Genomic DNA, 23,464 nt, shown 5'->3' on the forward strand with positions numbered 1-23,464 from the left:
CATTGGGAGCACATCACATGACGACGGAACGCGCAGTTTTGGCCGGCGGCTGCTTCTGGGGCATGCAGGATCTGATCCGCAAGCAGCCGGGCGTGATCTCCACCCGCGTCGGTTACACCGGCGGGCACGTCAAGAACGCCACCTACCGCAATCACGAAGGCCACGCCGAAGCGATCGAGATCGTGTTCGATCCGGCCAGGACCAGCTTCCGGACCATGCTGGAGTTCTTCTTCCAGATCCATGATCCGACCACGCTCAACCGTCAGGGCAACGATATCGGCACGAGCTACCGTTCGGCGATCTTCTACACCAGCGAGGAGCAGAAGCGGATCGCCGAAGACACCATCGCCGACGTCGAAGCCTCCGGCCTGTGGCCCGGCAAGGTGGTGACCGAGGTCGCGCCCGCGCGCGAGTTCTGGGAAGCAGAGCCCGAGCATCAGGATTATCTCGAACGTTATCCTGACGGCTACACCTGCCACTTCATCCGGCCCGGCTGGAAGCTGCCGCGTCGCGCTGCGGCAGTCGGAGGCTAGCGCCCGGTCGGGCGCCGGTCCGCGGTGACGATCGGCGCCGTCAAGGTGACGAGACCCATCAAGGCGGCCAGCAGCCAGAATGCCAGCGGCAGTCCGCCGAGCTGTGCGACGAAACCGACGCCGGCGGGGCCGAGCAGGACGCCTGCATAACCTGCCGTCGTGATCGCCGCGACCGCAAGTCCCGTGGGCATCACCTTTTGCTGCGCCGCCCGGCGGAACAGCACGGGCACGAGGTTCGAGGCGCCGAGCCCGATCAGCAGGAATCCGGCGATGGCGACCGCTGCGACGGGCGCTGTGAGCAGCACCACGAAGCCGGCGATCGCAATGAGGCTGCCCCACAGTAACGTCGTGCGGTCTCCGATGCGAGCAACGACCGCGTCGCCGGCGAGCCGGCCGATGGTCATCGCGATCGAGAACACGATGTAACCGATGCCGCCTTGCGCCTCGCTGACGAGCCCGGCGCCGATCACGAGCAGCGCACCCCAATCGAGCATCGCGCCTTCGACCAGGAAGGTGATGGCGCCGAGCAGCGCCAGCAGCAGCACCGATCCGTGCGGCAGCACGAACAATGGGCCTTCCTGCACCTGCACCGAGCGAAGCAGGCGCGGCCAGGTCACCAGCATCGCGATCAGCATCAGCACGGAGCAGATCAGCGTCGAGGCGAGCGCCCCGAGCTGCAGCGAGAGCAGCGCCGTCATTAGCGCGGATCCGGCGAACCCGCCGATGCTGAACAGGGCGTGGAAGCCGGACATCAGGGGCCGCCCGGCGGCGCGCTCCACCTCCACAGCGTGGATGTTCATTGCGACGTCGATCGAGCCGAGCGCGGCGCCGAACGCAAGCAGCGCCAGCGCCAGCGACAGCGGTGAGCTTGCGATCGCGAGCAGCGGCAGCACAAGCGTGAGACCGAGCCCGCCCGCGACGATGATCGGCCGGCTGCCATAGCGCGCGCTGAGCACGCCGGTCAGCAGCATCGCCACGACCGAGCCGATGCCGAGGCTGAGCAGGAGCAGGCCGAGAACGCCGTCGTCGACGGCGAGCCGCGCCTTCGCGAACGGCACCAGCGGGGCCCAGCACGCGATGCCGAAGCCCGCAACGAGGAAGGCGAGCCGGGTGGCGAGGCGGGTTGCCGGCCGATCGGCAGAAGACATGGGAACTCCGGGAAGCAGGGGAGGAGGCGGTCGACAGGCCCGAGGATTGCCGCGGCTTTATGGCAGAGCCCTGCTCGAATGGGCGTGGCAGGCGCTCAACGGCTGCATGCCTCGACCTAACTGCCGAGGATCCGCCGGCACGCCTCGACGAACACTTCTGCGCCCGTCACGATGTGCGCATCCGCGGTGTTCTCGGTCCAGTGATGGCTGATGCCGCCGATCGACGGCACGAACAGCATGCCGGCGGGCATGACGGTTGCCAGCATCTGCGCATCGTGGCCGGCGCCGCTGGGCATGCGGATGGACCGGCCGCCGGCGACGGCCTTGCTCGCAGCTTCGATCGCGTCCTGAAAGTCCGCGTTCATCATCGCGGGTGCGCCGGTGCGCAGCTTCGTCACCGTGACGGTGCAAGGGCCTTTGGCATTGGCCTCGTCCGCCATGGTCCGCAGCAGCTGCTCCAGCCGCGCAATCACAGCCGGGTCGTCGTCGCGGATCTGGAACAGCATCTCTGCGCCACCGGGGATGATGCTGGGCGCGCCCGGATCGAGCGTGATGCGGCCGGTGGTCCAGACCGTACGCGGGCCGCAGGCCGTCGGGAAACGTTCGTCGATCGCGACGCAGAACTTGGCCAGGGCGAGGCCAGCATCCTTGCGCACCGCCATGCGCGTGGTGCCGGCATGGTTCTGCTCGCCTACGAAGTTGATCTGGTACTGCCAGATCCCCACGATGGACGTGACGACGCCGATCGCCAGGCGCCCGCTTTCGAGCGTGTCGCCCTGCTCGATATGTGCCTCGAGATAGCCGACGTGCCGTCCCGGCTCGGCGGTGATCCGTGGGCACCCGGCGAGCCCCATGTCGGCAAGGGCATCGCGCATGGTGCGGCCGCTGGTGCGGTCGTGGGCCGCGTCGATGTCGGCCTCGGTCACCTGCCCGACATAGGAGCGCGAGCCGAGGAAATGACCGAAATGTCCCTCCTCGTCGCACCAGGCGGCGACCTCGACCGCACCGTTCACGGACGCGTCGGCATTCAGCACGCGCGCCGCCTCGAGCGCATAGACGACGCCGAGCGGGCCGTCGAGCCAGCCGGCATAGTTCTGGCTTTCCAGGTGCGAGCCCGCCAGCAGCTTCGGCCCGGACTTCGTGCTCGTCCCGAACACATTGCCGATGCCGTCAATCGTCGCGGAGAGCTCGGCTTCGGGCAGCTTCTGGACGAGCCATTCCAGCGACAGCTTGTGCGGCTCGGAGAAGGTCGGCTTGTGCACACCGGTCTTGTAGGCGCCGAAGGCGCGCAGCGCATGGAGGTCGGCGAGAACGCGATGTCCGTCGGCACGAGCGTCAGGCATGTTCGGCAACCTTCAGGGCCTCGGTGCGGATCTCCTCGACCAGCCGTTCCTTCAGCTGGACGAATTCCGGCGTGGTCTTGATCTTGTAGGAGCGGGGATGCGGCAGGTCCACATTGATTTCGGCCTTGATGCGCCCGGGGCGTGCGCTCATGACGATGACGCGGCTGCCGAGGAAGATGGCTTCCTCGATGTCGTGGGTCACGAACAGCACCGTCTTCTGGTCGCGCTCCCAGATCCCGAGCAGCATCTCCTGCATCAGGGCGCGGGTCTGGTTGTCGAGCGCGCCGAAAGGCTCGTCGAGCAACAGGATCTTCGGGTCGTTGGCGAGCGCGCGTGCGATCGCGGTGCGCTGCTGCATGCCGCCGGAGAGCTGCTTCGGCCAATGATTTTCGAAGCCGGACAGCCCGACCTGGCGGATGAAGGCATCGGCGATCCTGTGTCGCTCCGCCTCGGACACGCCGCGTTCGCGCAGGCCGAAGGCGATGTTCTCGCGCACCGTCAGCCAGGGGAACAGCGTGTAGGACTGGAACACCATGCCGCGATCGGCGCCCGGGCCGGTCACCTCGCGTCCGTCGAGCGTGACACGGCCGCCGGTCGGACGGTCGAGGCCGGCGACGATGCGCAGCAGCGTGGACTTGCCGCAGCCGGAGGGACCGAGGATGGTGACGAAATCGTTGTTGCCGATGACGAGATCGGTCGGCTCCAGCGCCCGCGTCGGCGCGTTGCCGTGGCGCGCGGGAAAGGTGCGCGAGACCTGCTCGATCTTGAGAATGGTCATGCCAGCTTCCAGGGAAACAGCCAGGCGTTGAACGCCTTGAACAGGAAGTCCGAGATCAGGCCGATCAATCCGATCACGATGATGCCGAAGATGATCTGGCCGGTGTTGAGCAGCGCCTGGCTGTCGGTGATCATATGACCGATGCCCGAGGACGAGCCGATCAGCTCGGCGACGATGACGTAGGTCCAGGCCCAGCCCAGCACCAGCCGCAGGATCTCCGCGATCTCCGGCGCGGAGGAGGGCAGCAGCACGCGGCGGATGATGCCGCGGTCGCGGGCGCCCAGCGTGTAGGCGGCCTCGACCAGATCGCGCCGCGTGGCGCCGACGGTCACCGCGACCATCAGGATGACCTGGAACACCGAGCCGATGAAGATGACGAGCAGCTTTTGCAATTCGCCGATGCCGGCCCACAGGATCAGCAGCGGGATGAAGGCCGAGGCGGGCAGATAGCGTGCAAATGAGACGAAGGGCTCGAGGAAGGCTTCGACCGGCTTGTAGGCGCCCATCAGCACGCCGAGCGGCACCGCAATGACCGCCGCGAGCGCAAAGCCGCCGACGACGCGCCAGATCGTCATGCCGATGTCGAACAGGAAGCCGTGCTTGGTGAGCAGCTCGACGCCCTCCTGCACCATCGTGAGCGGATTGGCGAGGAAGGTCTTCGACACATGCCCACCGAACGTCGCCCATGACCAGAGGGCGACGAACAGCACGAAGAACGCGAGGCCATAGGCCGCACGCTGCTTCGATGTCACGGGATCCAAGGGACGCATCAAACTGTATCCGAATGGTGCGCCGGCTCCGCTTGAGGCGGAACCGGCAGTTTGGAGAATGTTACTTGATGAAGCTTGCGTCGTAGAGGTCCTCGATCTTCGGCACGGCCTTGATGATGCCGATCTCGAACAGGAGCTCGGCGGCCTCCTTGTTGAAGGTCAGGAACTCGCCCGCGAAGAACTTCTGGTTCGCGGCCTTGTCCTGCCAGCGCAGATACTTCGCCGAGTTGCCGAACTGCTCGCCGGTCTGCTTCACGTCGGCGCCCATGATCTCGTAGGACTTGGCCTGGTCCTTGGCGATCATCTCGATCGCCTCGAAATAGCTGTCGGCGAGAGCCTTGGCGGCCTTGGGATTGTCGGTGAGGAACTTCGGCGTGCAGCCGAACGTGTCCATGACCATCGGATAGTCGAGCGTGGTGGCGATGATCTTGCCCTTGTCGGGCGCGGCGCGCACGGTCGACAAATAGGGCTCATAGGTCATCGCCGCATCGTTCTGTCCGGAGACGAAGGCCTGCGCCGCAGCCGCCGGCTCGAGGTTCACCACCGTCACGTCCTTCGTGGTGAGGCCGTTCTTCTTCAGCATCCAGGCCAGCGCGAAATAGGGCGAGGTGCCCGGCGCGGAGGCGGCGACGGTCTTGCCCTTCAGGTCCTTGATCGCAGCGATGTCGTTGCGCACCGCCATGCCGTCGGCGCCGTAGCTCTTGTCGAGCTGGAAGATCTGCTTGGTGGCGACGCCGTTGGCGTTCCAGGAGATCCAGGTCTCGACCGTGGTCGCCGCGCACTGGATGTCGCCGGAGGCGATGGCGAGATGGCGGTCCTTCTGCGGGATCTTCTTGATGGTGACGTCGAGGCCGTTCTTCTTGAAGATGCCGGCCTCCTTGGCCAGCGTCAGCGGCGCGAAGCCGGTCCATCCGGAAATGCCGATGCCGACCTTGACGTCCTGGGCGAGCGCCGGAGTGGAGGCCGCGAGAGCAATGATTGTCGCAAATATTGTCGAATTACGCATGATTGTCGTCCTCTTGCCGATCGATGATTTGACGTCCTGTTGATCTCTGCCGGCCCAGCTGGACCGTTGCCCGATGCATTGCACGAATTGTGCCGACATGTCCTCTCAGCCTCCCTTGAATCGGGCGACAAGGCGGTGAGAGTCACCGGGATAGAGCAGGCGCACCGCGGTGATGGTGCGCGCGCTGCGCCAGGTGTAGCGGTCGATCACGAGGCAGGGTGCGCCGACGGCGATGTCGAGCGCTTCCGCGGTGCTGTCGTCCGCAACGATGGCGCTGATCGTGTGCTCGGCCTCGGTCCATGGGACATGGTGAAGCAGCCAGGAGCCGGGCGGCTCCCGCGAGAAATCCGCGGCCGCGGCATCCGGCACGGACGACAGGTCGATCAGCCTGTCCTCGACCGCGAACGGGACCTTGTCGGCGCTGTGCCGGCAGGTGATCGCGACCACCTTGCCGGCCTTCTTCACGCCGAGCCGGTCGCGGTCGGCGGCCGTCGCGGCGCGCAGCTTGCGGCCGATCAGCTCATAGCCGTAACTGCGCCCGAGCGCGGTGATCTCGGCGCGGATGTCGGCGATCTTGAGCACCGCCGACTGATGCTGCGGCCGGCGCACGAACGAGCCGGCGCGCCGGCGCCGCTCGATCAGATCGGCCTGCGCCAGCTCCGACAATGCCTTGTTCACGGTCATGCGCGAGCAGCCGTAGCGCGCCACCAGCTCGTGCTCGAATGGAATGCGATGGCCGGGCGGCCACTCGCCGGTCAGGATGCGCTGCTCGATGTCGGCGCGGATGCGCTTGTAGAGCGTCGGCTTGTCGGCGTCGGTGACGAGGCTCATGCGACGAGCCTCCGCATCGATGCGTTGAAGCGTTCGCGTGCGGCTTGGCGCAATCCATGCTGACCGCCCTCGACCACCTTGCGGCCCCCGGCCCAGACGCAATCGATGGCGGCGCCGCCGGCAGAAAAAATCCAGCCGTCGATGACGGCATCGCGTGCGCGCCCCGCCAGCGATGGATGCGCCATGTCGAGCGTGACGATGTCGGCGCGCGCGCCGGGTGTGAGGCCGACCGTCGGCTGCGCCAGCGCCCGCGCGCCGCCGGCGAGCGCCCCGTCGAACAGCGAGCGCCCTGTCGAGCGACCTGTGCCGCCGGAGAGGACGTTGCGCTGGCGGTGCTTGAGCCGCTGACTGTATTCGAGCTGGCGCAATTCGTCGGCGGCGCCGATCAACACGTTGGAATCGGTACCAATGCCGAAAAAGCCGCCGGCGTCGACGAACTCCCGTGCCGAGAACGTGCCGTCGCCGAGGCTGGCTTCCGTGATGGGACAGAGGCCCGCCACCGCACCGGTCCTGGCGAACGCCGTCACTTCCTCACTCGTCATGTGGGTCGCGTGGATGAGGCACCAGCGTTGATCGACGGGCGCATGCTCCAGCAGCCATTGCACCGGGCGTTGGCCCGACCAGGCGAGGCAATCCTCGACCTCCTTCACCTGCTCGGCGGCATGAATGTGCACCGGCCCGCCATCGGCGAGTGGGATGATCGCGGCGAGCTCGTCCGGCGTCACCGCGCGCAAACTGTGCGGTGCGATGCCGATATTGGCACCGGGCAAGGCGCTGATCGCCTGGCGCGAGGCAGTCAGCAATGCGGCGAATTGATCGACCGAGCAGATGAAGCGGCGTTGCCCGGCATGGGGTGCTGCACCGCCAAATGAACTATGCGCATAAAAACTCGGCAGCAAGGTCAGTGCAATGCCGGAAGCTTCGGCCGCCTGTGCAATGCGCGCGGCCATCTCGGCGATGTCGGCATGGGGCGAGCCATCGCGGTCGTGGTGCAGATAGTGGAATTCGCCGACGCGGGTAAAGCCCTGCTCGAGCATCTCGACATAGAGCAGCGTCGCCACGGCCGCGACGTCGTCGGGCGTCATCGCCAGCGCAAAGCGATACATCGTTTCGCGCCAGGTCCAGAATGTGTCGGTGGAATCGCCGCGCAATTCGGCTAGCCCCGCCATGCCGCGCTGGAAGGCGTGGCTGTGCAGGCTCGCAAGTCCCGGCAGCGCGACGGCATGGCGCTCGTCGCCGGCGGCCGGCGCCACGCCCGGTGTCACCGCCGCGATCGCGCCGGCGGCGATCACCACCTGCACGTCATTGGCCCAGCCGGAAGGCAGGAGCGCGGAAGCGAAATGCAGTCGGGTCATGATCTACACGCCGGCTGGACAGAACCGCCGTACGATTATATGTCTAGACATATAAGTCAAGCATCCCAGGGCGAATGGATAGCCGCATGGCAGAGCGCTTCGACCGGATTTGGCATAATGCCCGCCTCGCCACGATGCGGGCCGATCGTCCCGATCTTGGCGAGATCGAGCATGGCGTCATCGCCGCACGCGGCGGCCACATCGCCTATGCGGGCGCGCAAGCGGATTTTCCGCTCGACGCAGACGCGATCGAGCGGATCGATTGCGAGGGGCGCTGGATCACGCCGGGCCTCGTCGATTGCCACACCCATCTCGTCTATGGCGGCAACCGCGCGCATGAATTCGAGCTGCGCCTGAAGGGGGCGAGCTACGAGGAGATCGCGCGCGCCGGCGGCGGTATCGTCTCGACGGTGGCGGCAACGCGGAAGGCCAGCGAAGCCGAGCTCGTCGCGGGCGCGCTGCCGCGGCTGGACGCGCTGACGGCTGAGGGCGCCACCACGGTCGAGATCAAATCCGGCTACGGCCTCGACACCGAAACCGAGATGCGACAGCTCGCTGCGGCGCGCAGCCTCGGCCGTGAGCGGCCGGTTACGATCCGCACGTCGTTCCTGGGCGCGCATGCGCTGCCGGTCGAGGCCGCTGGCGACAAGGATGGTTACATCGATCTCGTTTGCAGGGAGATGCTGCCGGCGGTCGCAAAAGCGGGCCTCGCCGATGCCGTCGATGCCTTCATGGAGGGCATCGCATTCTCCGCCGAGCAGACCGCGCTTGTGTTCGAAACGGCGAAGGGACTTGGACTGCCGGTCAAGCTCCATGCCGACCAGCTCTCGAATCTTGGCGGCGCTGCGCTTGCCGCGAAATTCTCCGCGCTCTCGGCCGATCATCTCGAGCACACCGACGAAGCCGGTGCTGCCGCAATGGCGAGGGCCGGCACGGTGGCGGTGCTGTTGCCCGGCGCGTTCTACTTCATTCGCGAGACGCAGAAGCCCCCGGTCGAGACGTTCCGCAAGCATAACGTTGCGATGGCGCTGGCGACGGACTGCAATCCCGGCAGCTCGCCACTGACCTCGCTGCTGCTCGCGATGAACATGGGCGCGACATTGTTCCGGATGAATGTCGCCGAGTGCCTTGCCGGCGTCACCCGTGAAGGCGCGCGGGCGCTCGGCCTGCTGAACGAGACCGGCACACTGGAAGCCGGCAAATGGTGCGACCTCGCGATCTGGGAGATCGAGCGGCCGGCCGAGCTGGTCTACCGCATCGGCTTCAATCCGCTGCACAAGCGGATATGGAGGGGACAGTGACGGAGCAGGAGACGGCGATCGTCGTCAAGCCGGGAACGGTGAGCCTCGACGATCTCGCGCGCGTGCTCGAAGGCGCCCCCGTCGTGCTCGATCCCTCCTTCTGGCCGCGGGTCGAGGCGGCTGCGCAGATCGTGACACGGGCCGCGCAGGCCGACGTTCCCGTCTACGGCATCAACACCGGCTTCGGAAAGCTCGCATCGAAGCGCATTCCGCCGGACCAGACCGCGCTGCTCCAGCGCAACCTCATCGTCTCGCATTGCTGCGGCGTCGGCCAGCCGACGCCGGAGCCGATCGTGCGGTTGATGATGGCGCTGAAGATCGTCTCGCTCGGGCGTGGCGCCTCCGGCGTACGCCGCGCGGTGATCGAGCAGTTGCAGGACATGCTGGCCCGTGGCGTCTATCCGCTGGTGCCGCAGCAGGGCTCGGTCGGCGCCTCCGGCGATCTGGCACCGCTCGCGCATATGACGGCCGTGATGATCGGCGAGGGGCAGGCGATCATCGATGGCAAGATCTTGTCCGGCAGCGAGGCACTCGCGGCCGCCGGCCTCAAACCGCTGACCCTTGGCCCCAAGGAAGGCCTCGCGCTGATCAACGGCACGCAATTCTCGACCGCCTACGCGCTATCGGGCGTGCTGCGTGCATATCGCCTCGCCCGCGCCGCACTCGTGACCGGTGCGTTGTCGGTGGATGCGGCGATGGCCTCGACGGCACCGTTCCGCCCCGAAATCCAGGTGCTGCGTGGCCATGCCGGCCAGATCGCGGCGGCCGCGACGCTGACAGCGTTGCTCGATGGCAGCGACATCCGCCTCTCGCATCTCGAAGGTGATGAACGCGTGCAGGATCCCTATTGCCTGCGCTGCCAGCCGCAAGTTGCAGGCGCAGCCCTCGATCTCATCACGCAGGCCGCGCGCTCGCTGATCGTCGAGGCCAATGCCGTCACCGACAACCCGCTGGTGCTGGTCGAGACCGGAGAGATCGTCTCGGGCGGCAATTTCCACGCCGAGCCGGTGGCGTTTGCCGCCGACGCGCTCGCGCTGGCGCTGTCGGAGATCGGCGCGATCAGCGAGCGGCGCATCGCGACCCTGGTCGATCCCGCGCTAAATTTCGGCCTGCCGCCGTTCCTCACCCCCGATCCCGGCATCAATTCCGGCTTCATGATCGCAGAGGTGACGGCGGCCGCGCTCTATGCCGAGAACAAGCAGCGCGCGCTCGCCTGCTCGATCGACTCGACGCCGACCAGCGCCAACCAGGAAGACCATGTCTCGATGGCCGCGCATGCCGCGCGGCGCCTGTCCGACATGGCCGACAATCTCGCCGCCATCCTCGGCATCGAGCTTCTGGTCGCCGCCCAAGGCATCACGCTGCGTGCGCCGCATGCAACCAGCGCGCCGCTGGTCGCCGTCATTGCCGCGTTGCGTGAGCGGGTGCCTGCGCTCGGTGCCGACCGCTACATGGCCGGCGACCTCGCCAAGGCCGCTGCATTGATCGAGGCCGATGCGCTTCCAGCTGCCGCGCTCGCCCAGCTTCCCACCGATCCGTTTCCGCGACTCGTCTGAAGAGGCCCACATGAACCGCCGACTGGACAATGACCGCACCATCCGCGCACCCCGCGGCAGCGACATCAGCGCCAAGAGCTGGCTCACCGAAGCGCCGCTGCGCATGCTGATGAACAATCTCGATCCTGACGTCGCGGAGCGCCCGAGCGAGCTCGTCGTCTATGGCGGCATCGGCCGGGCCGCGCGCGACTGGGAGAGTTTTGACCGGATCGTTGCGGCCTTGCGCAAGCTCGAAGCCGACCAGACGCTGCTGGTGCAGTCCGGCAAGCCGGTCGGCGTGTTCCGCACCCATGCCGATGCACCGCGCGTGCTGATCGCGAATTCCAACATCGTGCCGCATTGGGCGACGCTCGATCATTTCAACGAGCTCGATCGCCAGGGCCTGATGATGTACGGCCAGATGACGGCGGGCTCCTGGATCTATATCGGCAGCCAGGGCATCGTGCAGGGCACTTACGAGACGTTTGTGGAGGTCGGCCGCCGCCATTATGGCGGCAGCCTAGCCGGCAAATGGATTCTCACGGCCGGCTTGGGAGGCATGGGCGGTGCGCAGCCGCTGGCGGCGACCATGGCCGGCGCTTCGATGCTCGCGGTCGAATGCCAGCCCAGCCGCATCGAGATGCGCCTGAGGACCGGTTATCTCGACCGGCAGGCCGCGACCCTTGATGAAGCGCTCGCGATCATGGCGGACGCCGCGAAGACGAACAAGGCGGTCTCGGTCGGCCTGCTCGGCAACGCTGCGGAGATATTCCCAGAGCTGGTGCGCCGCGGCGTCAAGCCCGACATCGTCACCGACCAGACCAGCGCGCATGATCCCATCAACGGCTACTTGCCGAAGGGCTGGACGCTTGCCGAATGGGAAGCCAGGCGCGCGTCCGATCCGAAGGCCGTGGAGCGCGCCTCGAAGAGTTCGATGGTCGAGCACGTCCAGGCCATGCTGGATTTCCACGCCCAGGGCATTCCGACGCTCGACTACGGCAACAACATTCGCCAGATGGCGCAGGATATGGGCCTGAAGAACGCCTTCGATTTCCCCGGCTTCGTGCCCGCCTATATCCGCCCGCTGTTCTGCCGCGGCGTCGGACCGTTCCGCTGGGCCGCGCTGTCGGGCGATCCCGAGGACATCTTCAAGACCGATGCCAAGGTCAAGGAGCTGATGCCTGACGACAGGCATCTGCACAATTGGCTCGACATGGCGAAGGCGCGCATCAAGTTCCAGGGCCTGCCCGCACGCATCTGCTGGGTCGGCCTCGGCGATCGCCATCGCCTCGGCCTTGCCTTCAACGAGATGGTGGCGCGCGGCGAATTGAAAGCGCCGATCGTGATCGGCCGCGATCATCTCGACAGCGGCTCGGTGGCGAGCCCCAACCGCGAGACCGAGGCGATGAAGGACGGATCGGATGCCGTGTCCGACTGGCCGCTGCTCAATGCGCTGCTCAATTGCGCCAGCGGAGCGACCTGGGTGTCGCTGCATCATGGCGGCGGCGTCGGCATCGGCTATTCGCAGCACGCGGGCATGGTGATCGTCGCCGACGGCACGCCCGAGGCTGCGAAGCGGATCGAGCGCGTGCTGTGGAACGATCCCGCCACCGGTGTCATGCGCCACGCCGATGCAGGCTACGACATCGCGGTCGAATGCGCCCGCGACAAGGGGCTCGATCTGCCGAGCCTGGCGAAATAGGCGAGGCTTTAGGCCACGACCTTGGCCCCGGTGCCGTCCAGGCGCCGGCTCTCCTTCGCCAGATGGTCGCCAATCGCATCGGCCGGCATCGGCTTGGCGAAATAGTAACCCTGGATGAAGTCGCATCCCAGGCGGCGCAAGGTGTCGAGCTGAGCACGCGTCTCGACGCCCTCGACGACGCAGGCGATCTCCATGTCGTCGCAGAGACCGGTGAGCGATTTGATGATCTTATAGCTGACGGGATTGTGGTTGATGTCGGAAACGAAGCTACGGTCGATCTTGATCTTGTCGAGTGGCAGCCGGTGCACGTGGCTCAGCGACGAATAGCCGGTGCCGAAATCGTCCAGCGAAATGCCGCAGCCCATTGCCTTCAGCGTCGCGATCGATTGCTGCGCGCGGACGAAGTCGAAGGTGACGGCGGTCTCGGTAATCTCGAAATCGATCCGGTGCGGCGGCAGCCCGCTCTTTTCGATGATCGAGATCAGCGGCAGGATGCCTTCCGCCGCGCAGACATCGTGGGCCGAGAGGTTGAACGACAGACGGATGTGATCGGGCCATGTCTTGGCGATGGCGAGTGCGCGCACCAGCAGCGCTTGCGTCAGCGGCCGGATCAGCCCGATGCGCTCGGCGGCCGGAATGAAATCGGCCGGAGAGACCAGGCCGAGGCGGTCGCTGCGCCAACGCGCCAGCACTTCGAAGCCGGCAGTGTGCTCGCTCATGGCATCGACGATCGGCTGGAACACCAGGTCCATCTCGGTATTGAAATCGGCGGTGCGCAGCAGGTTCTCGATGACTCCGCGACTGCGGATCTCGGCCTCGAGCTCGCTCGAGAAGATCACGGTACGGCCGCGCAGATGGCGCTTGGCATGATAGAGCGAATAGTCGGCACACTCATAGAGTGCTTCCGCGGTCGTTGCCGATTGGGGAAACGACGCAAAACCGATCGAGCAGGACAGCCCGGTATGGGCCGTGTCGAGCTGGTAGGGGAGCTTGACCTGGTCGCCGATGCGCTGGCCCAGCCGTAGCAGGTCCGCATCGTCGGCGTCACCGCAAACGACCAAGCCGAACTCGTCGCCGCCGAGTCGGGCGAATTCGACCCGCTGCGGACCAAAGCCCTCGCAGACCTCGCGGATGCGCCGGCCGGCCTCGATCAGGACGCGGTCTCCGACCGAGTGGCCGTAATTGTCGTTGATCGGCTTGAAACCGTCGAGATCGATGATGCCGACCGCGATTCGAACTTTCCGGCGTTCGGCATCGGTGAAGGCGCTCGACAGCTCGGCGAAGAAGCGGCGGCGGTTCGGCAGCTCGGTGAGGGAATCGAGATTGGCAAGGCGGAAGTTCTCGTCGGAGAGCGCCTGCGTCGCCGCCTGTTGCGCGAGCAGCGACTTGCGGCTGGCGACGAGATCGGCGAAGTCGCGATAGTAGATGAACAGCACCGTCACCATTGCGGCGGAAACCAGGAGGTTGTTGACCGCGATCGCCTTCAGTGTCGGCTCGCCCGTGGCGAAGAAGAACAGCACGTAGGGCACGTCGACGATCAGCGTCACGATCAGCGCCGCCGAGCGCAGATGCATCAGCGAGAAGATGCAGCCGATCACGGTGACCGCCATGTAGAACGCGACCTGGCTCTTGGCGAAGGGATCGCCGTAGGGGTAGAGCGCGAACGACCAGGCGGTGAAGCCGGCACCGACCGGCAGGGTCAGCCAGTTGGTGGCCCGCAGATTGCGCAGGATGTCGGCGTCGCTGCGCACCAGCCGGCGCTGGCGTAGCCACCAAAAGGTCCGCAAGCCCGCGAGCACCGTCAGCACGGCCGGCACGATCATCGTCAGCCAGTCCGGCGCCACGTTCACATAGGTGTAGGCGACCGCAATGGTGTTGCTGATGAGGATGAAGTAGAGCAGCGGGATCTGCTTGGAGAAGGCGTCGAACTGCGCGCGCGTCAGGTCCGGATTGTCGGCAGGAACGCGAAACAATCGCATCGCGGCAGCAAGATGAGATTTCACATCGGCAATAGGCATTGAAATACGAGCCCCGGATCCCTGAAAACGGGGCAATCTTGCACGGCACGGGTAAAGGGCGCGTTAGATCAATTCCGGCCCGGGCAGGCCAGCACTGGTTGCGCGCTGCCTCGGCACTTTCGGGTCGCGTGCATTGGTGAGGTCCCGTTAAGGATGTCCGGCCGCAGCGTGCGCACGTCTCAGGCACACATCGATCGAAATCGCCGCAGCTACCATCTGCTAACCATCGTGTCGGCGATGAGGCCGCTTGCCCGCGGCGAGCGCGCATCTGCGATCTCCGATGTCGGGACATCAGCCTGGCACATTGCCACGGTCGTCGCAGAGGAAAGGATCAGGCGAGAACGGCCTGGCGCTCGCGCGCCGGTTCGCGGACGCGCTCGCTGGTCCGCAGCTCGGCTAGCCGCGTGAAACTCCGATGGCCCGCCTGAACGGGGGCCTCGACGATCACGCCCTCACAGACGATCTGTCCGCCGAGCATCCTGAATTCCAGCTTGTCGTAGCGCGGCATCGTCTCGCCGGGCACCGGGGGCAGCAGCCCGATGCTTCCCTGGATGTTCAGCGCGGCTTCGCCGGTGCCGTGCAGCCGTGGATTCCACATCCTGATTCCGCTCTCCGCCCAGCGCTGCCGGATCAGCGCGGCGCGGTCGGCGGGCTCCGCGACTCTCGCGCGAGCCTTCGGTACGCGGCGGAGTTCGGAAGAAGGAGATGCGAGGGCCGGAGCCGGCTCGATGTCGGTGACGCCGCTCAAGGAGTCGCTAGTCGCCGCAGCGAGCGGAACATCGTTTGTAGGGACTTGCGGGCTTTCGACATCGGGCGCCGGTTCGCTTTCGGCACCGGCTTCAGAGACATCAGTCGTGACACTATCGGCCGCGGCACAGAGAAGCTCGACTTCTTCGACGGCGACCGGATCGACGGCGGCGGAAACGTCGGCCGAGGAGGCCGCCTCAATGATGACATCAGGGACATCAGTCAGGGCGGTCGCGACGTCCGCTGACGAAACCACAACCTCTTCTAGGATGGCGGAGTCGATCTCTGCAGGAATCTCAGCAGGCGATGGATCTGCAACTGGCTCACTCTCCGCGCCGGCTGATGCAGCCAGCACCTCCTCGGAGGCTGGCGGCGTCGCGGGCGCCTCGATTTCCGGTACCGCCTCCGGAGAAGAGGTCCCGCTGATACGGATTTCGTCGGACGGATTCTCCGCGACGACAGACACAGCCGCATTGTTCTCCGCGACCGGAGCCTGGGTGGCGGGGGTAGCGTCGTCGCGCACCGAAGCGGTGCTGATCTCGGCGCTTCGAGCTTGAGGCGGGACCGCGACGTCTTCGATGATGGCGGGCGAAGCGTCCGTGACGGTCGGCGCGACATTGAGGTTGCCGCTCTGCGGCACAGGCCGGATTCGGGAAAACGCCCAGTTCACCGCAGGGATGCGGCGCAGCAACGATATCAGTCTCGAAAGCACTGGGAGTTGTCCAAGATGTACTCGGCGTGAGGCATTCGCTGATTCGCCAGCAATGTGAAAACCTGCCCCGGCCGTCACATCCGTGTCAACGGAGGCAGGACCAATTGCAGAACATCCGCGCGGCCGCTGCGCATATGGCGGCGCAATCGGATCGAGATCACGCGTGCAAGCTTACCACACGATGCGGAAGCCGCCGGTGCCCCTGTAGCCGTGATTGTCAGCGGGATCATCGACGCTCGCGCGGTAGGTGATCTCGCCGAACACGGCGTAGCGGCCGTTCGCCCAGCTATAAGTGCCGCCGCCGCCGATGCTGCCCCACAGGCGGTCGTGGCCGCTCGCGAATCCGGTGCCGGCGACATCGATTCTGGTGCCGCCCAGGAACTCGTAGTGCAGATTGCCAATGGCGTAGAGGTCGGAGTGGACGATGCCCGTGCCGTCGTTCCAGGTGCGCTGATGATTGAGTGACAGCCCGAGACGGCCGAGCAGGCTGTCGGCATTGCCAAGCGAGACCAGCGCGCCGAAGCGGTCGGTGAAGGCATCGAAGCCGACCTTTGAATAGGCAAGCTGCGCCTGCGGCGCCAGCCAGAAGCCGTTGCCGACCGCGATGCGCTTGCCGCCCTCGACACTGAAGCCGTATCCGAAGCCTTCATTGCCATGCGTCATGCTGCCCACAAGCGCCGATGACAGGTCGCTACGGTAGAACATGGTCTGCGCCTGTCCGTCGACATAGAAGCCATCATGGCCGTACCAGGTCGCGGTGGCGCCGACGCCCGTTCCTTGTGCACGGATGCGGCCGTTGCCGAACACTGAATTGACGAAGGCCGTGGTCAGGCCGTATTGCGCCGTGAGGCCGACGATCAGCCGGCCGCGCGCGTTGTCGAGTGCGACGCCGTCGAGCCCGGCCTGCGCTTTCATCTCGTCGGAATCATAGGTCGATCCCATGGTGTTGGACGGCCGCAGCTTGGACTGCCCGCCCTCGATGCGGCCCCAGAATGCCGATTGCGTCCATGAGCCGTCCGTGGCCTGCGCGGTATCGATTCCCGCGCGCGCCATCGCCTCGCTGCCGCCCCAGTAACGGTTGCCGACGCGCTCTCGAAGGCTCGGCGCTTGATTCATGCCGAGCAGCACCTGTGCGTAGTTCTCGTACAGGGGAACGCCGGCCTGATAGAGCGGTCCGGCGGGCACCGATGCCGACGGATTGATCAGGCTGGACCGCAGATACCAATCGCCGTCCGCCGGGGTACTGATCCCGTTCTTTTGTAGCGTATAGGCATAGGCACCGCTGACGACGGCCTGCTGGCCGCCGATGGCGTAGTCGCCCTGCAACGTAAAGGTGCCGTTCGATGCGCCGGCGATATCGATCACCTTGATGCCCTCGACGGTCTGTCCACCGCTGCCGCCGATATTGGCGATGCGAAGGGTCGATGTGCCAGACGTGGCGCCCTGCACGACCAGTCGATCAGTGATCGAGCCGTCGCCGCCGAGCGCGGTGTTGAGCAGAACCGTGCCGCCGTTGCCGGTGTAATTGCCGGTCACCGTCAGCGTCGTCCCCGGCGCGCCGCCGGTTCGCACCAGGCCGGCATTGTCCAGCGATGCGATGGTCTGGTTGAAGCCGTCGAGGTCGAATGTTCCGCCGGCGGCCGCGACATAGGCGGACGCGGCGCTGAAGGCGCCCGCCGCGCCGGCGCGCAGCGTGCCTCCGGCGATGGTGGTTGCGCCGGTGTAGCCGTTGGCGCCGGAGAGCGTCTGCACGCCACCTGTCACCGTCAGGCCGCCTGTGCCATTGATTGTGCCCGCGAACGTGTCAGTTGCATTCGTGATCGCCAGCGCCTTCGTACCGAGTGCGACCGTGCCAGTTCCTGCCAGGCTCCTGATGTGGGAGGTGCCGACGATGCCCGAAATGTCGAAGGTCGTGTTGGCCACGATGCGGCTTGAATTGGCGAGTGCATCGTCGGAGCCGGCGCCCGCTAGCGCGAGCGTGCCTTGCTGAATCACCGTTTGCCCGGTGAACGTACTCGCGCCACCCAATGTGAAGGTCCCGACGCCTGTTTTCGTGAGCCCGCCGATGCCGCTGAATCCGAGCGTGCCGACGTTGAACCCGTTGGTGTCGAATGTCAGCCCGCCTGCGGCGATGCTGTGCTGGCTGACTGTTCCGCCGAAGAAGCTCGCATGGTTGGTTATCGCGCGCACGACGGCGTTGTCGTAGGTCGCCTGACTGGCTGCACTGTTGACCGAAACGCTGCCCGTCTGCAGCGTGCCGCCGCTGATGTTGAGAATGCCTGTGCGTCCGGCGGCTGGCGTGGCGAGGATGATTCGATTCGTCGCGACGACGGTCGCGCCGTCCGTAATGTTGACGATACCTGTGCCGGAGGTGCCGACGGTCACCGCCGTGGTGTTCCACCGCGAGCCTCCCCCCGTCACTGTGATGATGGCTGTACCACCTGCGAGATCGCTCATCGAAACACTGCCAGTGCTCGTCAACGTGCTGCCGTTCTGGATCGTGAGGCTCGTCGTGGCGCCGGCTGTCGTGCGAACAGTCATGTTGCCGGTCGCACCGACCGCGCCAGGGTTGACGCCGAGGACCACGGTTGAACCGGGCGCAATGTTGACGGTGCCCCCGGCAACCGGGGGAGTTCCGCCCGTCCAGTTCGTGCCCACCGTCCAGTCATTGCTGGTCGCACCGGTCCAGGTCTGCGCCGCTGTTGCGTCCGGCAAGAGCATCGAGAGCGCGGCCGCCGAGGCGCTCATTGACAGCAGGCGAAGGAACGCAGATCGCTTGCCTCCGAAGGACGAAGGGCGATGTGGATGTCTGCCCTGATCGTCGCTTGATTGTCGTGAAGACGCCACAGCCCCGATGCATTCGCGCATGGCGCACAGCCCTTGTTGTCTTGCTGCTGTGCCCCGGACGGCAGATTGCCAAGCATCATCGACAGCGGATCGTGATTGTTACGGTATGTGACTGCCGGTGACCGGTCAATGCAGATCATTGCCGCGCATCGGGAACGATGTGCAGTGTGTTTCCGGTGCAACGTCAGGTCGTCGAAATTAGTGGAGCAGTAACCACGCCAGATCTGTTGGATGCGCGTGACGGCATGTTGCAGGATTGCGACCCGCGATCTTGCGCGCGCTTCATAGCGTGCGCCGAGCAGGAAGCGAGCCGAGACTCGCCGCGCCCTCCAGGGGAGGATGCGACCGCGCGTGGAGAAAAGGTGAAGGGCACCCGCATCCGCCCGAGTTACGCAACCCGCACAGCAGCCGATGATGCCATAATACCCCTGTTTTGCCCGACGCCGCAAGCGAGACTTCGGCAATACCGAAATTGCTCAACCCTTTCAACCCCATCGCTACTGTGCATGAGGTTGTTTTTTCAGTTTTGTTTGCGGGCGCGCCTAGCCCGTGCCGGCGCGCTTTTTCTGCCAGACGAGGTGCACCGCGCGCATCAACTCTCGTTGCAATCCAGGCTTGGGGTTCCCGTCGTCGTCGCGAGCCGCTATTCAAGAACCGTCATTGCCTGGCCGAGGACGTCGCATGAGGAAGCTTGTCACCATCGGAGCGGTTCTGCTCTGGTCCACCATCGCATCCGCACAGGATCGCACCATCACCGTGGCTTCGACCACCTCGACGGAACAGTCGGGGCTGTTCGGTCATCTGCTGCCGCTGTTCGAGAAGGCCGCGGGCATCGGTGTCAAGGTCGTCGCCGTCGGCACCGGCCAGGCGCTGGACATCGGGCGGCGCGGCGATGCCGACGTGGTGTTCGTCCATGACAGGCCCGCCGAGGACAGGTTCATGTCCGAAGGGCAGGGCGTGAAGCGCTTCGACGTCATGTACAACGACTTCGTCGTCGTCGGCCCCAAGAGCGATCCGGCGCAGATCTCGGGCGGCAAGGACGTGGCCGAGGCGCTGCGCAAGATCGCGACGGCGAAAGCGCCGTTCATCTCGCGCGGCGACAAGTCCGGCACGCATGCGGCCGAGCTGAGGCTATGGAAGGAGGCCGGTGTCGACCTCAGTGCCGGCAAGGACATTTGGTACCGGGAGATCGGCCAGGGCATGGGCCCGGCGCTGAACATGGCCTCGTCGTCGAACGCCTATCTCCTGTCGGACCGCGGCACCTGGCTGTCGTTCAAGAACCGTGGCGAACTCGCCATCCTGGCCGAGGGTGACAAGCGGCTCTTCAACCAGTACGGCATCATGCTGGTCAATCCCGCAAAGCATCCGAACGTCAAGGCGAAGGAGGGACAGGCCTTCATCGACTGGCTGGTTTCACCGCAAGGGCAGCAAGCGATCGCGGGGTACAAGGTCGGCGGCGAGCAGCTATTTTTCCCCAACGCGCCCAATTAGGACGAAGGCGACGGTCGAAACCGCGACGCTGACCGCGAGCAGGATCAGCCCGAGTCCGAGCGCCAGCGGCAGCTCGCCCTTGCTGGTTTCCAGCGCGATCGCCGTCGTCATCGTGCGGGTGAAGCCGCGGATGTTGCCACCGACGATGATGATGGCGCCGACTTCCGCAATGGCGCGCCCGAACGCGGCGAGAAAGGCCGTCAGCAGCGAGGTCCGGCCGAGAGCGAACAGCAGGGCCATGCTGCGCAGGGCCGACAGCCCGTCGATCCGCGCCAAGTCGCCATACTCCGCCCACAACAGGCTTGCCGGCCGGTGCACCAGCGCCACCACGATCGGCGTTGCCAGCAGCGTCTGCGCGATCACCATGGCACCCGGCGTGAACAACAAGCCCGCCGCCCCGAACGGGCCGGACCGCGACAGCAGAAGATAGAGCGCGAGCCCGACCACGACCGGCGGAAGGCCGAGCAGGGCATTGGTCAGAATGATGATGATTTGGCGTCCCCGGAAGCGGGTGATCGCAAGCAGTGCTCCAAAGGGGGCGCCGATCAGGAGCGCGAGGATGCTTGCGGTCAGGCTGACCCGCAACGACAGGGCGACGATGCCCAATAGTTCGGTGTCGGCGTCGCCGATCAGCGCAAAGGCGGCACCGATGGATCGTGCGAAATCGTTCATCCGGTCTCGGGCAAGCCCCTGTTCCGCGGTAGCCCCGCGCCGCCCTTCTCGCTGCTGCCGCTGCCATAATCAAGGGGCCAAGGGGGTGGGCAGCCTCGCCGAGCCGTTGGAGAAGGGCTCAGGATGATCGGTGACGCGGCCAAGGACCCACAATCGAGGCACCTGGCGGGCTTTCTTCCGGCCTCGGATGCGCTAAGGAACAGGATCGGGTCGCACCGGCCCAATGGCGGTGCTAGACCCTAATGCAGGAACAATGGAGCCGGGCTGCGACTGGCGCGCCCGCAAGGATGAAGGATGTGACGCAATGATCCAGACCGTTGGCATCATCGGGGCAGGGACCATGGGGAACGGCATCGCGCAGGTCTGCGCGGCCGCCGGCCTCTCGGTCGTAATGGTCGATATTTCCGATGCGGCGGTGAACCGCGGCCTTTCGACCGTCGGCGGAAGCCTCGAGCGGCTGGTCAAGAAAGAGAAGATGTCGGCGGCCGACCGCGAGGCGACGCTCAAGCGCATCACCGGCACCACCGACCGGGCGAAGCTGTCGGATTGCGACCTCGTCATCGAGGCCGCGACCGAGAACGAGGAGCTCAAGGTCAAGATTCTGAAGGATCTCTGCGCCACCCTGTCGCCGCGCACGCTGGTCGCGACCAACACCTCCTCGATCTCGATCACCAAGCTCGCCGCCGCGACCGACCGTCCCGACCGCTTCATCGGTATGCACTTCTTCAACCCGGTGCCGGTGATGGCGCTGCTCGAACTCATCCGCGGCCTGCAGACTTCGGACGACACCCATGCCAAGGCGCTGGATTTCGCCAAGCGCGTCGGCAAGGTGGCGATCACGGCCAAGAACAGCCCGGGCTTCGCCGTCAACCGTATCCTGTGTCCGATGATCAACGAGGCGATCTTCGCGCTCCAGGAGGGCATCGCGACGGCGGAAGAGATCGACGCCGGCATGAAGCTCGGCTGCAACCATCCGATCGGGCCGCTGGCGCTCGCCGATCTCGTCGGGCTCGACACGATGCTTTCGGTGATGGAGGTCTTTTACAAGGGCTTCAACGATCCTAAATATCGGCCGGCGCCGCTGCTGAAAGAGATGGTCGATGCCGGCCATCTCGGCCGCAAGACCGGGCAGGGCTTTTACACTTACTCGGCCTGATGAAGGCATTGGCGGCGGACCCAGGTCCGCCGCCAGATCCCGCAATTTGCGCTGCGACAAAGACGCCGCGCGCGATCGGCCGACAATGTCGACAAGCGGCCTGCGGGAACAACGGAACGGATAGCAAAGGACATGTCGGATCGACTGAAGGCCGAGCGGGAAGCTGCGGCCGCGCGCCGGAGCCTGTTGACCCAGGATGCGATCGAGCGCACCGGAATCAACGAGGAGATGATCGAGGAACTCGTCACCCGGTTCTACGGACGCGTTCGCGAAGACGCGCTGCTCGGGCCCGTCTTCGGCGTCGTGCAGAACTGGGACGAGCATCTCGCCAAGCTCAGGGATTTCTGGTCGTCGGTCGTGCTGATGAGCGGCCGCTATCATGGCTCGCCGATGCGGGCACACCTGCCGCTCAGCCTGGCCGGCGGCCATTTCGATCGCTGGCTCGATCTGTTCGAGCAGACCGCGCGCGAGGTCTGTCCGCCGGCGGCGGCTGCGCTGTTCATCGACAAGGCGCGTCGTATAGCCGACAGCTTTGAGATGGCGTCGGCAACAATCGCCGGCCGCATCGCTTCGCCACGTCACGTGCTTAGGTCGTGAAGGACACGATGCCTGCGTGGGATTCCGCATCGCATCGTGGCGTCGCACCAATTCCTCCGTCATCGGATCTGATCTGCGAAATCATCATGTCACTCGCGCAACGCGATGTAGAAATCGCGAAAACGCGCTTGAACGCATTTACGCCTGCACAATCAAAGCGAGCAAAGCCATATTGATGCACTGCGGCGCCAAGTCTTCGCCTTGTTTTCGGCAGAGTTCCAGCGCCTGCTAGCGGGCATGGCTCGCGCATCGTTTGATACCCATTCATCATCTTCCGAAAATGCTGCGGAACCCGATGTCGAAGCGGGCACCGAACAGACACGCCGATTCCTGCTGCTCGGTGCGCTGGCGACGACGGCGTGTCTCGGCTGTTCCGCCCAAGCCCGCGCCGGTGAGGATCCGCCCGGCTCCGATGAGCGGCCTCGACAAGGCGACCTGCTCGTCTTCTCCGAAGGGGACCAGGAGGGAAAGCTCATCTCTGCGGCCGATCTCAAGGTCGGCGGACCGCCGGTCCATGCCTGGCCGAAGGACCCTACCACATCGGTGGTGCGCAGCGCCTCGCGGCTCAACGAAATCCTGATCATCAAGCTCGATCCCGCCGACCTCGACGAGAAGACCCGTGCGCGCGCCGTCGACGGCATCATCGCCTATTCGGCGATCTGCTCGCATGCCGGCTGTCCCGTCACCGCCTGGGTGAAGAGCGATGTCGGCGACAAGGAGGTGTTCAAGTGCATGTGCCACAACTCCGAATTCGATCCCCGCGCGGGCGCGCAGGTCGTGTTCGGGCCGGCGCCGCGGCGGCTTGCAGCGCTGCCGCTGGCGCTCGCTGACGGTTCGCTCAGCGTCGCCGGCAATTTCATGGGAAAGGTAGGTGGCACACAGCCAGGATGATGGACGGTTGCGGGCTGGGCCCGCCTCACGA

Annotated in this window: 19 protein-coding genes; 8 read left to right on the top strand and 11 right to left on the bottom strand. The window is 65.7% G+C overall.

Going from position 1 to position 23,464, the window contains the following annotated elements:
• The first annotated feature begins 17 nt into the window (after positions 1–17).
• Positions 18–533 (top strand): peptide-methionine (S)-S-oxide reductase MsrA, encoded by a 516-nt coding sequence (msrA, locus tag AC24YW_RS33830; RefSeq protein ID WP_036008049.1) that lies wholly within the window; start codon positions 18–20, stop codon positions 531–533.
• On the opposite strand, the gene AC24YW_RS33835 is transcribed toward msrA, so the two are convergent.
• The 7 genes from AC24YW_RS33835 to AC24YW_RS33865 form a co-directional block, all read right to left on the bottom strand.
• Positions 530–1,681 carry an MFS transporter gene (locus tag AC24YW_RS33835; RefSeq protein WP_487486752.1) on the bottom strand — a complete coding sequence of 384 codons (1,152 nt, stop codon included), beginning with the start codon at positions 1,679–1,681 and terminating at the stop codon, positions 530–532. The two genes, msrA and AC24YW_RS33835, sit on opposite strands and share 4 nt — an antisense overlap.
• 116 nt (positions 1,682–1,797) lie before the next feature.
• Complete coding sequence (locus AC24YW_RS33840) at positions 1,798–3,024, bottom strand: hydantoinase/carbamoylase family amidase (RefSeq protein ID WP_487486753.1); 1,227 nt, start codon at positions 3,022–3,024, stop codon at positions 1,798–1,800.
• A complete protein-coding gene (locus tag AC24YW_RS33845; protein ID WP_487486754.1) occupies positions 3,017–3,802 on the bottom strand; it encodes an ABC transporter ATP-binding protein in 786 nt (261 codons plus the stop codon). Before AC24YW_RS33845 ends, AC24YW_RS33840 begins: the two co-directional genes overlap by 8 nt.
• Positions 3,799–4,572 carry an ABC transporter permease gene (locus AC24YW_RS33850; RefSeq protein ID WP_487486755.1) on the bottom strand — a complete coding sequence of 258 codons (774 nt, stop codon included), beginning with the start codon at positions 4,570–4,572 and terminating at the stop codon, positions 3,799–3,801. The genes AC24YW_RS33845 and AC24YW_RS33850 overlap by 4 nt, the downstream gene beginning before the upstream one ends.
• Positions 4,573–4,633: 61 nt before the next feature.
• Entirely contained in the window at positions 4,634–5,578 is a 945-nt protein-coding gene (locus AC24YW_RS33855; RefSeq protein WP_487486756.1) for an ABC transporter substrate-binding protein, read from the bottom strand.
• A 105-nt stretch (positions 5,579–5,683) separates the two neighbouring features.
• Entirely contained in the window at positions 5,684–6,409 is a 726-nt protein-coding gene (gene hutC / locus AC24YW_RS33860; RefSeq protein ID WP_487486757.1) for a histidine utilization transcriptional repressor HutC, read from the bottom strand.
• Complete coding sequence (locus AC24YW_RS33865; protein ID WP_487486758.1) at positions 6,406–7,764, bottom strand: formimidoylglutamate deiminase; 1,359 nt, start codon at positions 7,762–7,764, stop codon at positions 6,406–6,408. Before AC24YW_RS33865 ends, hutC begins: the two co-directional genes overlap by 4 nt.
• Before the next feature lie 86 nt (positions 7,765–7,850).
• Here AC24YW_RS33865 and hutI point away from each other — a divergent pair, with 86 nt between their 5' ends.
• Genes hutI through hutU form a run of 3 tightly spaced genes read left to right on the top strand, consistent with a single transcriptional unit; the run spans position 7,851 to position 12,302 of the window.
• The gene (gene hutI, locus AC24YW_RS33870; RefSeq protein ID WP_487486759.1) at positions 7,851–9,065 is read left to right on the top strand and encodes an imidazolonepropionase; all 1,215 of its coding nucleotides are present in this window, start codon (positions 7,851–7,853) and stop codon (positions 9,063–9,065) included.
• Entirely contained in the window at positions 9,062–10,621 is a 1,560-nt protein-coding gene (gene hutH, locus AC24YW_RS33875; RefSeq protein ID WP_487486760.1) for a histidine ammonia-lyase, read from the top strand. The genes hutI and hutH overlap by 4 nt, the downstream gene beginning before the upstream one ends.
• Positions 10,622–10,631: 10 nt before the next feature.
• Positions 10,632–12,302 (top strand): urocanate hydratase, encoded by a 1,671-nt coding sequence (hutU, locus tag AC24YW_RS33880; protein WP_487486761.1) that lies wholly within the window; start codon positions 10,632–10,634, stop codon positions 12,300–12,302.
• A gap of 8 nt (positions 12,303–12,310) precedes the next feature.
• Here hutU and AC24YW_RS33885 read toward each other — a convergent pair whose 3' ends face one another.
• The 3 genes from AC24YW_RS33885 to AC24YW_RS33895 form a co-directional block, all read right to left on the bottom strand.
• Positions 12,311–14,320: a putative bifunctional diguanylate cyclase/phosphodiesterase gene (locus AC24YW_RS33885; RefSeq protein ID WP_487486762.1), complete on the bottom strand. Its 2,010-nt coding sequence runs from the start codon at positions 14,318–14,320 to the stop codon at positions 12,311–12,313.
• A gap of 331 nt (positions 14,321–14,651) precedes the next feature.
• On the bottom strand, positions 14,652–15,758 hold the full coding sequence (locus AC24YW_RS33890) for a hypothetical protein (protein ID WP_487486763.1): 1,107 nt from the start codon (positions 15,756–15,758) through the stop codon (positions 14,652–14,654).
• Between the two features lie 192 nt (positions 15,759–15,950).
• Positions 15,951–18,527 carry an autotransporter family protein gene (locus tag AC24YW_RS33895; RefSeq protein WP_487486764.1) on the bottom strand — a complete coding sequence of 859 codons (2,577 nt, stop codon included), beginning with the start codon at positions 18,525–18,527 and terminating at the stop codon, positions 15,951–15,953.
• Positions 18,528–19,307: 780 nt separating this feature from the next.
• Between AC24YW_RS33895 and AC24YW_RS33900 the strand changes: the two genes are divergently transcribed.
• Positions 19,308–20,117 (top strand): ABC transporter substrate-binding protein, encoded by an 810-nt coding sequence (locus AC24YW_RS33900; RefSeq protein WP_487486765.1) that lies wholly within the window; start codon positions 19,308–19,310, stop codon positions 20,115–20,117.
• On the opposite strand, the gene AC24YW_RS33905 is transcribed toward AC24YW_RS33900, so the two are convergent.
• Positions 20,091–20,789, bottom strand: a complete 699-nt coding sequence (locus tag AC24YW_RS33905; protein ID WP_487486766.1) for an ABC transporter permease — start codon at positions 20,787–20,789, stop codon at positions 20,091–20,093. The genes AC24YW_RS33900 and AC24YW_RS33905 overlap by 27 nt on opposite strands.
• A 304-nt stretch (positions 20,790–21,093) precedes the next feature.
• Between AC24YW_RS33905 and AC24YW_RS33910 the strand changes: the two genes are divergently transcribed.
• The 3 genes from AC24YW_RS33910 to AC24YW_RS33920 all read left to right on the top strand — a co-directional run bounded on the left by AC24YW_RS33910 (position 21,094) and on the right by AC24YW_RS33920 (position 23,433).
• Positions 21,094–21,945, top strand: a complete 852-nt coding sequence (locus tag AC24YW_RS33910) for a 3-hydroxybutyryl-CoA dehydrogenase (protein ID WP_036007996.1) — start codon at positions 21,094–21,096, stop codon at positions 21,943–21,945.
• Between the two features lie 132 nt (positions 21,946–22,077).
• Complete coding sequence (locus tag AC24YW_RS33915; RefSeq protein WP_487486767.1) at positions 22,078–22,542, top strand: group III truncated hemoglobin; 465 nt, start codon at positions 22,078–22,080, stop codon at positions 22,540–22,542.
• Between the two features lie 237 nt (positions 22,543–22,779).
• A complete protein-coding gene (locus AC24YW_RS33920; RefSeq protein ID WP_487486768.1) occupies positions 22,780–23,433 on the top strand; it encodes a QcrA and Rieske domain-containing protein in 654 nt (217 codons plus the stop codon).
• The last annotated feature ends 31 nt before the right edge of the window (positions 23,434–23,464 follow it).

The organism is Bradyrhizobium sp. USDA3516 (genome assembly GCF_057651995.1).

What these genes read in the sequence shown, in the direction of transcription:
- AC24YW_RS33920 (WP_487486768.1), top strand. Translation starts at nt 22,780, where the DNA reads ATGGCTCGCGCATCGTTTGATACCCATTCATCATCTTCCGAAAATGCT.
- AC24YW_RS33915 (WP_487486767.1), top strand. Translation starts at nt 22,078, where the DNA reads ATGTCGGATCGACTGAAGGCCGAGCGGGAAGCTGCGGCCGCGCGCCGG.
- hutC (WP_487486757.1), bottom strand. Translation starts at nt 6,409, where the DNA reads ATGAGCCTCGTCACCGACGCCGACAAGCCGACGCTCTACAAGCGCATC.
- AC24YW_RS33840 (WP_487486753.1), bottom strand. Translation starts at nt 3,024, where the DNA reads ATGCCTGACGCTCGTGCCGACGGACATCGCGTTCTCGCCGACCTCCAT.
- msrA (WP_036008049.1), top strand. Translation starts at nt 18, where the DNA reads ATGACGACGGAACGCGCAGTTTTGGCCGGCGGCTGCTTCTGGGGCATG.
- AC24YW_RS33835 (WP_487486752.1), bottom strand. Translation starts at nt 1,681, where the DNA reads ATGTCTTCTGCCGATCGGCCGGCAACCCGCCTCGCCACCCGGCTCGCC.
- AC24YW_RS33900 (WP_487486765.1), top strand. Translation starts at nt 19,308, where the DNA reads ATGAGGAAGCTTGTCACCATCGGAGCGGTTCTGCTCTGGTCCACCATC.
- hutU (WP_487486761.1), top strand. Translation starts at nt 10,632, where the DNA reads ATGAACCGCCGACTGGACAATGACCGCACCATCCGCGCACCCCGCGGC.
- AC24YW_RS33885 (WP_487486762.1), bottom strand. Translation starts at nt 14,320, where the DNA reads ATGCCTATTGCCGATGTGAAATCTCATCTTGCTGCCGCGATGCGATTG.
- AC24YW_RS33865 (WP_487486758.1), bottom strand. Translation starts at nt 7,764, where the DNA reads ATGACCCGACTGCATTTCGCTTCCGCGCTCCTGCCTTCCGGCTGGGCC.
- AC24YW_RS33910 (WP_036007996.1), top strand. Translation starts at nt 21,094, where the DNA reads ATGATCCAGACCGTTGGCATCATCGGGGCAGGGACCATGGGGAACGGC.
- AC24YW_RS33850 (WP_487486755.1), bottom strand. Translation starts at nt 4,572, where the DNA reads ATGCGTCCCTTGGATCCCGTGACATCGAAGCAGCGTGCGGCCTATGGC.
- AC24YW_RS33845 (WP_487486754.1), bottom strand. Translation starts at nt 3,802, where the DNA reads ATGACCATTCTCAAGATCGAGCAGGTCTCGCGCACCTTTCCCGCGCGC.
- AC24YW_RS33905 (WP_487486766.1), bottom strand. Translation starts at nt 20,789, where the DNA reads ATGAACGATTTCGCACGATCCATCGGTGCCGCCTTTGCGCTGATCGGC.
- AC24YW_RS33895 (WP_487486764.1), bottom strand. Translation starts at nt 18,527, where the DNA reads ATGAGCGCCTCGGCGGCCGCGCTCTCGATGCTCTTGCCGGACGCAACA.
- AC24YW_RS33855 (WP_487486756.1), bottom strand. Translation starts at nt 5,578, where the DNA reads ATGCGTAATTCGACAATATTTGCGACAATCATTGCTCTCGCGGCCTCC.
- hutI (WP_487486759.1), top strand. Translation starts at nt 7,851, where the DNA reads ATGGCAGAGCGCTTCGACCGGATTTGGCATAATGCCCGCCTCGCCACG.